Genomic DNA, 13,093 nt, shown 5'->3' on the forward strand with positions numbered 1-13,093 from the left:
GTATTGTTTAGTAATATTAAACTTCATGTTTACCACAGCAATGACTATTATACAACACGAAGCCGCTTCCCCGCAATACTTTTTTATGAAAAAAACTAATGAAGCTCCCGTTGCTCCATTAGTTTTTGCTCATTTATGCTAAGTCTTCTGTTCCTAAATAATATGTCTCGTATAAACTTAGATTTTGTCGTAGTTCACGTGCTAGATCACGCGAAATCTTGCCTTTTTCAAATAGTTCTTGAATGATGTCTCGTTCCAGTTGGACGGCTTGTAGTTGGACATCTTTTTTCTGTTGTTCGAATTTCTCTCTTGATTTTGGTACGACGCGATCACGGCGCATTTGTTCTGCCACGCGTTTGTTTTCATTGATGAGCGGCCAAATAACGGCTGGGTTCATGTCGCCAATGCGTTCGTTTAATTTCTCCGTCACGAACGCTGCATTTTTCTCACGTAGCGAACGGATGATTTCCATTTGCTCGCGGCCACGCTCTGGATCTTGTTTCATTTCAGCAATTCGCTCTCTCGCTCTCTTCCACTCTTTTGGATGTAAAAGCTGGCGAGTTAGACGCTTGGCCATCATTCCCATCATGCGATAACGCGTTTTTAATTTGTGCGTCAAAGCATTTTCTAACGCATCGATGTATTTTTCATAGCGGTATGCTGTTTTTTCATCAATTTCGCCGTTTTTAAGAAGGAGCTGGGTATTTTCGCGTTCCCAGCCTAAAATCTCTAAGCGTAATTGTTGCTGACCAATCTCGATGTCCCGCTGTTTCGTCATATCTAAATCTTGTTTTTGCACATCGCGCATCCGTTGACGATAATCATCCATCACGGCTTGTGCTGCGGCTTTGTTTTCGGCGTCTACTTCTTTGCCGAGGTTCTCAATCACATAACGGTAAACCGTCAGCTTCATCGTTTGCTCCGCGCGCGGGCTATCAGATTTCGTCTCATCTTTTCGAGCCAAAATTGGCAAAATCGCCGTCGCAATAATCAGCGAGCACAAAATAACGCCTGATGCGATGCAAATAATGAGCGAGCGCTGCGGGAACGGGCTACCATCGCCAAGTACAAACGGAATCGACAGCGCCGAAGCTAGCGTTACCGCCCCACGTACTCCGGACAGCGATGTTAACACCGTGGCGCGCAGATTCGGCTTACTCATATCCTCTTTTTTCATTAAATGCGGGATGAGCCAGCCAAAGTGAATCCACAAGAAGCGAATCGCAATAAGCCCAAATGTGATGAGTAAAATATAGAACAGCACTTGTAAATTACTAATTCCCGAGTTTTCCCATACGACTTGAATAATATCTGGTAATTGTGTTCCTAAAATAATAAACACTAAACCGTTCAACACAAAAATAATAACCGACCAAGTTCCCTGTGATACCACGTTTAGCTTCACAGACATCGGGTCCATTTTCTTTCTTTCAAAAGCGTGCATAATTCCGGCAGCAACAACAGCTAGAATTCCTGAAACATGAAATTCTTCTGCCACCAAATAAATCACAAATGGCGTCAAAATTTGAATTAACATATGTAACGTGACATCTTCCATGCCCAGCTTACGCATCCATTTTAAAAACCGAAATTTAATAAAAGTTAGCACGAGACCACAAATAATCCCGCCGACTGCAACCACAACAAATTCAACAGAAGCATCCCAAAGTGAGAACACGCCAGTTACCATCGCTGCAATCGCAAATTGGAACGCTACAAGGCCCGATGCGTCATTCATGAGCGCCTCGCCTTCCAGCAAATGCGTAATTTTTTTTGGCAAATCAATACGTCCCGATAAAGAGCCTACTGCTACAGCATCTGTTGGCGCAAGTGCCGCTGCCAGTGCAAAAGCTGCCGCGAGCGGTATCGTCGGAATCATCCAATTGACGAAATAACCAACCACAAGCACCGTTACAAAAACGAGCCCTAACGCTAACATCAAAATCGGTGCCCGCAAATTCCAAAGCGCCTGGCGATCTGATCTTTTCCCATCATTAAATAGTAGCGGTGCGATAAACAGCACTAAAAATAATTCTGGATTTAAATTCAACTCAAAAGCGAGCGGTAAAAACGCCACTAGAACCCCTAATCCAATTTGAATTAGCGGTATCGATACGAATGGCACAAACCGGTTGATAACATTCGAAATCAAGATGGCAGCTAACATAATGAGTACGTAATAAAATATATCCACCTTTTTTCCTCCCCTTACTCCTTGCCTTCTACCTCATTTTTATACTGGTCAATTTCATCATTTAAATATTTCATCTTGTCATCTAAATGCTGAATAATCGCCGCAGCCTCGTACAACTCTTGCGTCAAATGCGCCGGGGCCGTTGATTTATACTTATAATAAATCTTATGCTCGAGACTTGCCCAAAAATCCATGGCAACCGTGCGAATTTGAATTTCAACACACATTTTGCGCGATGTATTCGTTAAGAAAATCGGCACTTCGCAAATTAAATGAAAACTCCGATAACCATTTGGCTTAGGATTCTCCACATAATCTTTCACATTTAAAATAGTCATATCATCTTGGTTCGCTAGCATCTCATAGATTTTATAAATATCGGAAACAAAAGAACAAGTGATACGGATTCCCGCGATGTCACGAACGTGAGCATAGGCGTTCTCCGGCGTGATATCTAAGCCTTTTCGTTCTAGCTTTGTTGTAATACTTTCGAAGCTTTTCACACGTGATTTCAAATGTTCCATCGGATTATAATCATGAATAAATTGAAACTCATCATTTAAGATTTTTAACTTCGTATTGACTTCCTCTAAGGCGAAACGATGCATTAACATCACATTACGCCATTCTTTTAGCTCTTTTATAGAAGGTTGCTGCACAAAAATAACTCCTCTCTCTTCTTTCTACATTACCTTCTTATGTTACTACATTTTTAAAGTTTTCGCACACCAATTCATTAAAATAAGGCGATTTCTTACTATTTTATCATCATTTTATTATTTTTAGGATTCCTATTTTTTGTGGTTTTTGGTATGATGGGGTTGTGTAAATCAAATGGAATGGGTGTGTAGCAGGTGTTAAACAAGGAAGCGAAGTTACAGTTTCGAATTATTTCTAAAGCATTGGACATGACTAGTGTCGGCGTAGTGATTACAGATGGTGACCTGCCGAAAAACCCAATTATCTATGTAAACAGTGGATTTGAACGGATTACTGGTTATACATCAGAAGAAGTAATGGGCAAAAACTGCGGTATGCTTCAAGGTCGCAAAACCGATAAAGCCGCACTTGCAAAAATTAGTCAAGCCGTGAAAAATCGAACAAACGTCAATGTTTTCTTACAAAACTATCGCAAAAATGGCGAGATTTTCTTCAACGAACTAACTATCGATCCAATCTACGACGAAGAATCTGGGAAAAACTATTTTATCGGGATTCAAAGAGACGTTACTCGCGAAGAAAAATACAAAATGCTACTGGAAGACTCGATCGAAGAAATCGTGAAAATGTCCACACCAATCGTTCCCGTCCAAGAAGGTGTTGCAGTATTGCCGCTAGTTGGCGCGCTTTCTACCGATCGGTTTGAGGAAATGACGCAAAATGTCGCGTCGTATCTCGATGATAGCCATATTGATTATTTGATTATGGATATTTCAGGTCTTGCGGACTTCAATGACGACGTTGCAGCGAATCTCATTAAATTCCTAGCATTGACGAAATTAACTGGCGTTAGCCTAATGTTGACCGGTGTTTCGCCGAAATTCGCGATGCTTATGGTCAATTACGATAGCCGCTTACCAAACATTCCTACTTTCAGCACCGTTCGCGAAGCTTTAAAAAACGTCTAACACCAGGCATCCAAAAACCGCATTTTTCAAAAAAAGCCTTGCATTTACGTGCTAAATTCGTTAGTATAGTACATGAAAAACTTAATAAAATCCTCATCAATGGTGAGGTAGAGGTTGCGAAATTCACGATTAACGGTTAACGAGGCGCATGACACGCCAATGACTAACCGCGAAAAGGATGCTCGCCGAAGTGAAAATAGGTGTCAGACTATTTAAGCTGGGGCTGTTATCGAAAGAAACAGAACTGCTGTTTTTGCCAATAGCTTGGCGGGACGGGTGTGCTATCTAATGCTGTTTTGACGTTGGTATTATAGAACTGGTCTCTTAAGAAACATTTTCGGGATCAGTTTTTTTGTTCCCAAAACCTCATTTTTCAACTCAGAAAGAAAGGGAGTTTTACAAGTGAAAAAAGAACAACAAGGTCACATACGGAGAGATTTAAAAACGCGACATTTATCGATGATTGCGATTGGGGGCTCGATAGGAACAGGATTATTCTTAGCGAGTGGTAATGCGATTGCTACGGCTGGCCCTGGTGGCGCATTGGTAGCTTATGCTGCGATTGGTTTAATGGTTTATTTTTTGATGACAAGTCTTGGTGAGATGGCGACGTATATGCCTGTTTCAGGTTCTTTTAGTACGTATGCTTCGCGCTTTGTTGATCCTGCTTTTGGATTTGCGCTTGGTTGGAACTATTGGTTTAACTGGGCGATTACGCTTGCTGTTGATATTTCTACGGCGGCACTCATTATTCAGTTCTGGTTTCCGCACGCCCCTGCTTGGTTATGGAGCGCAGTGTTCTTGCTCATTATTTTTGGCTTGAATGCTCTGTCTGTTAAAGCTTATGGTGAATCGGAATATTGGTTCTCGATTATTAAAGTTATTACGGTGATTGTCTTCTTAATCGTCGGTGTCTTGACGATTTTCGGGATTCTCGGCGGTCAATTTATCGGTTTTTCTAATTTTACGACTGGGGATGCACCGTTTAATGGTGGTTTCTTCGCGATACTCGGGACGTTCTTGCTCGCTGGTTTCTCTTTCCAAGGTACAGAGCTTGTGGGGATTGCTGCTGGGGAGAGCGCGACTCCTGAGAAAAGTGTACCCAAAGCGATTAAGCAAGTTTTCTGGCGTATTTTACTGTTTTATATCTTTGCGATTTTCGTCATTGGGATGATTATTCCTTATACTAGCCCGAATTTACTCGGCGGCGAAGCAACAGATGTAGCGATTAGCCCATTCACACTTGTTTTTGAAAAAGCGGGGTTAGCCATTGCGGCGTCAGTGATGAATGCGGTTATCCTAACTTCGGTATTGTCTGCTGGTAACTCTGGCCTTTACGCTTCCACACGGATGTTATGGTCGATGGCTAAAGACGGCAAAGCACCGAAATTTCTATCAAAAGTAAATCGTCGCGGTATTCCGATGGCGGCACTTATTTTGACAACGATTGTTGGTGCGATGACGTTCATTACAACACTTAGCGAAAATGGAACCGTCATTTATACGTGGTTGCTAAGCGCTTCTGGTCTTACTGGTTTTATTGCTTGGGTTGGGATTGCGATTAGTCATTATCGTTTCCGCCGAGCGTATGTGAAACAAGGGCTGGACTTAAATGCACTGAAATATAAAGCGAAGTTCTTCCCGTTCGGGCCGCTACTTGCGTTAGTATTATGTATTTTAGTGATTGTCGGGCAAGATTACAACGCGTTCCTACATCCTGACATTTCCAACCCAGAATGGTGGCAAAAAATTGCGATTTCCTATATCGGACTCCCAATTTTCCTAGCGTTCTGGCTCATCTATAAATTTACGAAAAAATCAAAAGTAATTCCGCTTGATGAGTGTTCATTCGATGAACATTCGTATGTAGATGGAAAACGCGATTAAGAAAAAAGCAGATTGGCTCGGGAGCCAATCTGCTTTTTAGTCTGTCTTCAACAACTTCTCGATTTTATGGTTAATCTCGATAAGTTTATCAATCTCTTCATCATCCAGTTCTTCTAATGCCTTCATCATCGCTTTGTAGGCAAACGCATTTTGTGTGGAGCGCTCTGACATTTCTCTGCCTTTATCGGTTAGTTGCAAGCGCCACGCATCGGCATTTTCTACGAATGCTGTATTTAATTTCTCAACAAGTCTTCCATGAACGAGCCCGTTAACATTGGCTGTAATGACTTCGGTGGAGGTAAACAATTTCTTTTTTAGGTCATCGATAGTGGAATCTGGTCGTGTGTATAAAATATTAATAATCGCCATTTGCTGCAATGACAAACCTAGGCTTAGTGCGTTTTGTTCAGCGTGTTTGGCAGTGATGCGGTTGATGGCCCAGTAAGACCCTAATACTTCTTGTACACGTTTTACTTTATCTTCACTTAATTCCATCTTTCTCACCTCTTTATCTCTATTTTACGCTATTATACATGATACACAAGCATCTTTACACAAATTTAACGAAGAAACTTTTATTTTTTTGCGTTTATCTATTGACTTACTTTTTACAAGTATGTTATTATTTGTTTGTAAGATATTTCGATATTAAAACATTTGACTGAAACGAGGTGTTTTCTGTGGAAGATATCGACTTGAAATTATTCACCGTCTTGTTGCGATCTGCCAATTGGATTCAGAAGGTTCATGCGAATTTAGTGGAGTCTCATGGAATTACGCCGAGTGAATTCGGTGTTTTAGAACAGCTTTATCATCTTGGCCCGCAACAATTGCAGGCACTTGGACAGAAGAATTTGATTTCTAATGGCAATACGACTTACATGGTCACCAAGCTTGAAAAGAAGAACTATCTTGTCCGCGTCAATGATCCGAATGACCGCCGCGTTGTTTATGCGAAATTGACCGCACAAGGCACACAATTTATCAGCAATCTTTTTCCCCAGTTTGAAGTCTTGATTAAAGAACAACTCACGATTTTGAACGAGGAAGAGAAAGAAATACTCATTTCGGGATTAAAAAAAATCGGTTTAAACGCCGAGTCCCACTGGCGAGCTAATTGAAGATGGCGCCAAATAAAACCAATATTGGAGGAATTTTAAAATGACAGTAGAAAAATGGAATGTAGACCCAGCACACAGTTCAATCGAGTTTCAAGTAAAACACATGATGGTATCAAAAGTAAAAGGTGCTTTCAAAAACTTCAGCGCGGATTTAACGCTTGATCCGGAAGATTTAACAACAGCTAACCTTTCTTTCACAGTGGACGCAGCTTCTATCGACACACGTCAAGAACAACGCGATGGCCATTTGAAGAGCCCAGATTTCTTCGATGTTGAAAACCACCCATCCATCACGTTCCAATCAACAAATATCGTAGCCGATGGTAGCAACGAATACAAAGTGACTGGTGACTTAACGATCCGTACGATTACAAAACCAATCACATTTAACGTGGAATATGAAGGAACAAGCAAAGACCCAATGTCTGGTAACATGGTTGCAGGCTTTGAAGGAACTGGTAAATTCAATCGTAAAGACTTCGAACTAAATTACAACGCAGTGCTTGAAACTGGCGGCGTATTAATTGGTGATGAAGTGAAACTAAATATTCAAATCGAAGTTTCTAAATAAGATGTAAAAGCCCGAGTGCGTGATGGTTGCACTCGGGCTTTGTTCTATATTTTGCGCCAGATGACGGTTGCTGTGATGAATCCTGCTATACCTAGTATGAGTTCGATAAGCGCTCCACTTGAAATGACTTTTCCGAAGTTCGGTAGGATCATAAGTAGGAATACGAGCACGAAAACATACATAATAAGGATTCCGCTACCGATTAGAAAGTATGCGGCAATCGATTTGGCGGCGGTCACAGTGTAGTGTTTCCAGAGGATGTAGCCACCAACGAGCATACATACGATACAAATAAATACGAGCAAAATGGATACAACAAATGTCCCGACGTAAAACACATGCTCTTTATTTATAAAATGAATGATGCCCATCACGACTAAAAAAGCGCTCATGATTAGCGTTCCAATAAAGACGAATAGCGGAATTTGATTGGTTTGCGTTACGTCTGGTAGTTTATGTGTGAGCTGTCTGGCGTATGTTGTCGCGTCCATGCCAAGCGTTTCTTCTGGTGCTGCATCTTTTGCGTTTAATAAGCGTTCGATGGCTTTTAGCAAGGCTTCTTCTTTGTCGTGTTCTGCTATATTTTTATCGGAAGCGACCACCCATTCCACCGTTTTTATGTAGGCTTGTTGTGCTTCGGTTAATTGGCCGCTTTTTTCTTGAATTAGTTGTTTCTTAGTCAGCATTAGATTATCTTCTCCCCTTCTCTTCTTTAGTTAATCATATGCGAAAAAATATTTTTCAGCAACTTTCAACTTTTTCGGGGGAAATATATGTTACAATGGTTCTATTATTTTTAGAAAAAGGTGAGGACATGTATTCAGAGAAAGAAAAGACGCTGGGGATTTTAACTGCGATTGCCGCGTACATTATTTGGGGTGTTTTACCACTGTATTGGAAGTTAGCAAGCGATGTTCCTGCCAGTGAAATTCTAGCATACCGCATTATTTGGTCCTTTGTTTTCATGGTGATTGTTATTGTGTTGCTAGGTAAGACGAAGGAAATTTGGGCGGAGATTCGGGCCCTCTTTAAAAAGCCAAAATTGATTCTGGCGATTACGACGGCGTCTGTGTTAATTACGGCGAACTGGTTTATTTTTATTTTCACGGTCAACGATGGGCATGTTATTAGTGCGAGTCTTGGCTATTATATTAATCCGCTAGTCAATGTGCTTCTGGCAACGGTATTCTTGAAGGAAAAATTAAGTCGGGGCGAGATGTTAGCGGTGCTTTCGGCGGCGATTGGTGTGTTGATTTTAGCGATTCACCAAGGCGTTTTCCCATGGGCGGCGATTTCGATGGCGGTGACATTTGGGCTTTACGGCTTGATTAAGAAGTTGGTGCCAGTCAGCGCTTGGGGCGGACTTACAGTTGAAACGATTATTATGACGCCATTTGCCCTTGTATTTTTGTTGTTCTTTGCTCGTGATGCGTTTATGCACTTTGGCTTTGATACGAACCTTGTATTGTTTGGCGCTGGGGTGGTGACTGCGATTCCGCTTTTATTATTTGCGACGAGTGCGCGGCGGATTTCTTATGTCATGCTCGGTTTCATCCAATACGTAGGACCAACCTTAATGCTGATTCTCGGCGTATTTGTATTCCACGAAGCATTTGATTTCATCCAACTAATCGCCTTCATCTTCATTTGGGCAGCATTACTGATTTTCACTATCTCACACGTAGTCTTTGCCGCAAAACTCAAAAAAACAACTGTATCATAAAAATAGGATGGGGTGTCCGAGTCATGGACACCCCATCCTATTTTTTAGTTGCGAATCATGTAGTCGAATGCGCCAAGTGCTGCGGTAGCGCCTGAGCCCATCGAGATGATAATCTGTTTGTAAGCACTGTCGGTACAGTCGCCTGCTGCAAATACGCCGGGAACGTTTGTCGCGCCATGTTTGTCGACAATGATTTCTCCCATTGGATTGCGGTCTACAGTGTTTTCAAGCCATTCTGTATTTGGTGCTAGGCCAATCAGGATGAACACGCCTTCGACATCGATATGCTTTTCTTCGTTTGTTTCGCGGTCCACGTATGTAACGCCATCCACTTTTTCTTGTCCGGTGATTTCTTTTGTCTGTACATTTTTTAAAACAGTGACGTTTGGTAAAGAGTACAGGCGTTTTTGTAAGACATCATCGGCTTTTAGGTCTGGCGCGAATTCTAGAACGGTCACGTGTTTTGCGACACCTGCAAGATCAATTGCGGCTTCGATACCGGAGTTTCCGCCACCAACAACGACTACATTTTTACCTTCGTAAAGCGGGCCATCGCAGTGTGGGCAGTATGCGATTCCTTTATTCTTGAATTCTTGTTCGCCTGGAACACCAATGTTACGCCATCTTGCACCAGTCGAGATAATTGCTGTTTTTGTGGTTAAGACTGCGCCGTTTTCGAGCGTTACTTCTACGTTGTCTTTTTTCTGAATGCTTTTCGCGCGTACTTGTTTCATTACGTCGACATCGTATTCGTTCACGTGTTCTTCTACTTGAGCCATCAGTTTTGGACCCTCTGTATATTTCGTCCCAATTAGATTTTCAATGCTCATCGTTTCTAACACTTGTCCTCCGAAAGTATCGGCTACGATTCCTGTTCGAATGCCTTTACGGGCTGCATAAATCGCGGCACTGGCTCCTGCTGGACCGCCACCAATAACTAATACATCAAAAATTTCTTTGTCTTCAAACTCCGAAGCATCAGCTGCTCCGACGATTTTTGTTATGATTTGGTCAATGCTCATCCGACCGCTGCCAAACGCCTCGCCCTTGTCAAAAATAGTTGGGACTGCCATGATGTTTTTGGCTTCGACTTCGTCTTTGAACATGCCGCCTTCGATCATGGTGTGTGAAATATTTGGATTCAGCACACTCATAATATTGAGCGCTTGAACGATGTCTGGGCAGTTATGACATGTCAAACTAACATATGTCTCAAATTGGTGCGGTGTATTGATTTTTTGAATTTGGGCTTTGATTTTATCATCGATTTTCGGTGGACGCCCACTTACTTGAAGCAGTGCCAAAATAAGCGATGTAAATTCGTGACCTAATGGAATTCCTGCGAAAACAATGCCGTAATCTTCGTCTTCACGCGCGACGCTAAAACTTGGTGTTCTTGAAAGCGAAGCGTTTTCCATACGAATCTTGGGAGACATGTCCACAATTTCACTAACAAATTCAAGCAACTTCTGCGAGTTTTCATCTGTTGCGACACTTACTTTTAAAACAATGTTTTGTTCTAGTAAATCCAGATAACCGGCAAGCTGTTCCTTGATTTCTCTATCTAAAGCCATTTTTAGATTTTACCTACTAAGTCTAGGCTTGGTTTTAATGTTTCGGCGCCCTCTTTCCATTTCGCTGGGCAAACTTCGCCTGGATTGTTGCGCACGTATTGTGCAGCGCGGATTTTGTCTACTAAAGTACTAGCGTCGCGACCAATACCATCTGCATTAATTTCTACTGTTTGAACTACGCCTTCTGGGTCAAGAATGAATGTTCCGCGATTTGCCAAACCTTCTTCTTCGTCTAAAACGTCAAAAATACGTGAAATCATATGGGAAGGATCTCCAATCATCGTGTATTCAATTTTCCCAATGGCATCTGAAGAATCGTGCCATGCTTTATGTGTAAAGTGTGTATCTGTTGAGACCGAATAAATCTCCACACCTAAATCTTGTAATGTACGATATTGGTCTTGCAAGTCCTCAAGTTCTGTTGGACAAACAAACGTAAAGTCTGCTGGATAAAAACAAACCACGCTCCATTTTCCTTTGAAATCTTCAGATGACACATCGATAAATTCACCTTGGCGAAAAGCCTTTGCAGCAAATTCTTCTATCTCTTTTCCAATCAACGACATCTATAACTCCTCCTTGAATCTTATTTATTGTGAACTCTCACACTTAAAATTATCAACTTAATTGAAGGAGATGTCAAGTGTTGTTTATAATATATCTTATTTGAAAACAAATATTGATTGGATTTACCTGTTGCGAATTCTATTATATTCAGCATTTCCCGTTGATGATATCGCATAAGCCTCCCATTTTATCAATTGCTATCTCTATTTCTCATTTAGAAAATTATCGTAAGAAATAACTAGGTGAAACTTTATGCTTTACATTTCGGATATATAGCAGTATACTAAAATCAATCGTTGTAACAATAATAGTTACAACTAAAATTTCAAGGAGGTTTTTATAATGAAAATTGGTATTATTGGAGCAACTGGTCGGACAGGTTCGAGAGTTTTAACAGAGGCAAAGAATCGTGGGCATGAGGTAACGGCGATTGTTCGTAATGCTAGCAAAATCACAGATACTTCCATTGATGTATTAGAAAAAGATATTTTTAGCTTAACAAAAGAAGATGTTGCGGGATTTGATGTCTTGGTGGATGCGTTTAGCGCGCCAATCGAAGAATCGGATAATCATTGGAAATCAATCGATCATTTAATTGCTATTTTGAATGGCACGACTTCTCCACGTTTAATCGTCGTTGGTGGTGCGGCAAGTTCATTCGTAGACGATAAAGGGACACGCGTGTTGGATACACCATCTTTCAAAGAAGCGCCTTATTATGCGACAGGTGCAGCACAAGCCATTCAATTAGATCATTTAAAACAAGATGCAACGTTTGATTGGACATTTATTAGCCCAGCTGGATTATTCGAGCCAGGCGAACGCACAGGTACTTATGCAACTGGAACAGACGAATTAATCGTAGACTCAGAAGGTAATAGCTACATCAGCATGGAAGACTACGCTATTGCACTGATCGACGAAGCAGAAAACGCCAAACATATTCGCGCACGCTTCACTGTCGGACAACGTTAATAACGAAAAAGCGAACCCTTTTCCAATGAGACCAGAACGGCAACTCATTAGAAAAGGGTTCGCTTTTTTTTACTATTGGGCAGTTCCAGTAAAGAATGCTAGGTAAAGACTTTGCGCAAATGTGTCAGCGTCTTTGATTTTCCACTGATCTTTATTTGACTCTAAGTTCATCTTCACTTTGACAGCTTTATCAGAGACTTTCGCTTTTGCAATCGTTTCTTGATATACTTCAAGCATTGCATTGGCTGCTTTTTTAGCGTCTTCTTGAATAGAAGGGTCAGCTTTTACTTTTTCTTGAAGTTTTGTTGTCATATCCGCTTGGACAGTCGTCATATCAAGTCCGTTGACAGAGATTTCAACAGTTGGTTTGTCTTTATCGTTGTTGGTTACTTTTGTTTTGTATTTCGTTACTTCACCAACACGTTTTGTGAATGTGTCGTAAAGCGCATCGACTTCTTTGTCAATGCTACCGTCTGTGATGTTTAGGCTACTTGTGAAACCTTTTTTGAAACCATCTTTGATTTCTTTTTGTAAATTCGTGGCATCTTCACCGAAAACATCTTTGAATTTATCTGTGTCTTTATTGTAAATGATTGTGTTAACGGCAACATCAGCGGCCTCTGTTGGTTCTACTCGGTTATCTCCACAGGCTGCCAGTGTTATTGCAGCAGTTAAAACAAGAACGAACATTAAAGCTAACTTTTTCTTCACGTTGTACACTCCTTTTCCCCATACCTTATTTTCATACCTCTCCTATTCTAAAGGATTATGCTAATATTACAAGCTTTTCGCCGGTAATGTCACAAATTATCCATAAAATAAGCGATTTCGTATTACTATTACTTACCCTTTC

Annotated in this window: 13 protein-coding genes and 1 riboswitch; of the genes, 6 read left to right on the plus strand and 7 right to left on the minus strand. The window is 41.1% G+C overall.

What is annotated here, in order from left to right:
* Positions 1-133: 133 nt before the first annotated feature.
* Positions 134-2,194: a Na+/H+ antiporter gene (locus tag EP57_RS09395; protein ID WP_036086061.1), complete on the minus strand. Its 2,061-nt coding sequence runs from the start codon at positions 2,192-2,194 to the stop codon at positions 134-136.
* Positions 2,195-2,208: 14 nt separating this feature from the next.
* Positions 2,209-2,853 carry a GTP pyrophosphokinase gene (locus EP57_RS09400; protein ID WP_036086062.1) on the minus strand — a complete coding sequence of 215 codons (645 nt, stop codon included), beginning with the start codon at positions 2,851-2,853 and terminating at the stop codon, positions 2,209-2,211.
* Between the two features lie 195 nt (positions 2,854-3,048).
* Between EP57_RS09400 and ytvA the strand changes: the two genes are divergently transcribed.
* Both ytvA and EP57_RS09410 read left to right on the plus strand, forming a co-directional pair.
* Entirely contained in the window at positions 3,049-3,822 is a 774-nt protein-coding gene (gene ytvA, locus EP57_RS09405) for a YtvA family blue-light photoreceptor (protein ID WP_036086064.1), read from the plus strand.
* A gap of 100 nt (positions 3,823-3,922) precedes the next feature.
* A riboswitch (Lysine riboswitch) is annotated at positions 3,923-4,114 on the plus strand.
* Between the two features lie 110 nt (positions 4,115-4,224).
* A complete protein-coding gene (locus EP57_RS09410; RefSeq protein WP_036086065.1) occupies positions 4,225-5,709 on the plus strand; it encodes an amino acid permease in 1,485 nt (494 codons plus the stop codon).
* A gap of 36 nt (positions 5,710-5,745) precedes the next feature.
* Here the strand turns inward: EP57_RS09410 and EP57_RS09415 are convergent, their stop codons facing one another.
* The gene (locus tag EP57_RS09415; RefSeq protein WP_036086067.1) at positions 5,746-6,204 is read right to left on the minus strand and encodes a MarR family winged helix-turn-helix transcriptional regulator; all 459 of its coding nucleotides are present in this window, start codon (positions 6,202-6,204) and stop codon (positions 5,746-5,748) included.
* A gap of 185 nt (positions 6,205-6,389) precedes the next feature.
* Here EP57_RS09415 and EP57_RS09420 point away from each other — a divergent pair, with 185 nt between their 5' ends.
* Both EP57_RS09420 and EP57_RS09425 read left to right on the plus strand, forming a co-directional pair.
* Positions 6,390-6,830, plus strand: coding sequence for a MarR family winged helix-turn-helix transcriptional regulator (locus EP57_RS09420; RefSeq protein ID WP_052167623.1), 441 nt, complete (start codon positions 6,390-6,392; stop codon positions 6,828-6,830).
* A 40-nt stretch (positions 6,831-6,870) separates the two neighbouring features.
* Entirely contained in the window at positions 6,871-7,401 is a 531-nt protein-coding gene (locus tag EP57_RS09425; RefSeq protein WP_036086072.1) for a YceI family protein, read from the plus strand.
* 44 nt (positions 7,402-7,445) lie between these two features.
* Here the strand turns inward: EP57_RS09425 and EP57_RS09430 are convergent, their stop codons facing one another.
* Complete coding sequence (locus tag EP57_RS09430) at positions 7,446-8,087, minus strand: MFS transporter (protein WP_036086073.1); 642 nt, start codon at positions 8,085-8,087, stop codon at positions 7,446-7,448.
* A gap of 95 nt (positions 8,088-8,182) precedes the next feature.
* Here EP57_RS09430 and rarD point away from each other — a divergent pair, with 95 nt between their 5' ends.
* Positions 8,183-9,124 (plus strand): EamA family transporter RarD, encoded by a 942-nt coding sequence (gene rarD / locus EP57_RS09435; RefSeq protein ID WP_415820788.1) that lies wholly within the window; start codon positions 8,183-8,185, stop codon positions 9,122-9,124.
* A gap of 44 nt (positions 9,125-9,168) precedes the next feature.
* On the opposite strand, the gene ahpF is transcribed toward rarD, so the two are convergent.
* Both ahpF and ahpC read right to left on the minus strand, forming a co-directional pair.
* Positions 9,169-10,698 carry an alkyl hydroperoxide reductase subunit F gene (gene ahpF, locus EP57_RS09440; RefSeq protein ID WP_036086074.1) on the minus strand — a complete coding sequence of 510 codons (1,530 nt, stop codon included), beginning with the start codon at positions 10,696-10,698 and terminating at the stop codon, positions 9,169-9,171.
* A gap of 2 nt (positions 10,699-10,700) precedes the next feature.
* Positions 10,701-11,264 (minus strand): alkyl hydroperoxide reductase subunit C, encoded by a 564-nt coding sequence (gene ahpC / locus EP57_RS09445; RefSeq protein ID WP_036086075.1) that lies wholly within the window; start codon positions 11,262-11,264, stop codon positions 10,701-10,703.
* 343 nt (positions 11,265-11,607) lie between these two features.
* Between ahpC and EP57_RS09450 the strand changes: the two genes are divergently transcribed.
* Entirely contained in the window at positions 11,608-12,240 is a 633-nt protein-coding gene (locus EP57_RS09450; protein WP_036086077.1) for an NAD(P)-dependent oxidoreductase, read from the plus strand.
* 72 nt (positions 12,241-12,312) lie between these two features.
* Here the strand turns inward: EP57_RS09450 and EP57_RS09455 are convergent, their stop codons facing one another.
* Complete coding sequence (locus EP57_RS09455) at positions 12,313-12,951, minus strand: DUF5105 domain-containing protein (protein ID WP_036086080.1); 639 nt, start codon at positions 12,949-12,951, stop codon at positions 12,313-12,315.
* Positions 12,952-13,093: the final 142 nt, after the last annotated feature.

Origin of the sequence: Listeria booriae (assembly GCF_000766865.1) — a bacterium.
Taxonomy (GTDB): Bacteria; Bacillota; Bacilli; order Lactobacillales; family Listeriaceae; genus Listeria_A; species Listeria_A booriae.

Coding starts and splice junctions, on each gene's coding strand:
- rarD (WP_415820788.1), top strand. CDS start 8,183: ATGGTTCTATTATTTTTAGAAAAAGGTGAGGACATGTATTCAGAGAAA.
- EP57_RS09450 (WP_036086077.1), top strand. CDS start 11,608: ATGAAAATTGGTATTATTGGAGCAACTGGTCGGACAGGTTCGAGAGTT.
- EP57_RS09430 (WP_036086073.1), bottom strand. CDS start 8,087: ATGCTGACTAAGAAACAACTAATTCAAGAAAAAAGCGGCCAATTAACC.
- EP57_RS09415 (WP_036086067.1), bottom strand. CDS start 6,204: ATGGAATTAAGTGAAGATAAAGTAAAACGTGTACAAGAAGTATTAGGG.
- ahpF (WP_036086074.1), bottom strand. CDS start 10,698: ATGGCTTTAGATAGAGAAATCAAGGAACAGCTTGCCGGTTATCTGGAT.
- EP57_RS09425 (WP_036086072.1), top strand. CDS start 6,871: ATGACAGTAGAAAAATGGAATGTAGACCCAGCACACAGTTCAATCGAG.
- ahpC (WP_036086075.1), bottom strand. CDS start 11,264: ATGTCGTTGATTGGAAAAGAGATAGAAGAATTTGCTGCAAAGGCTTTT.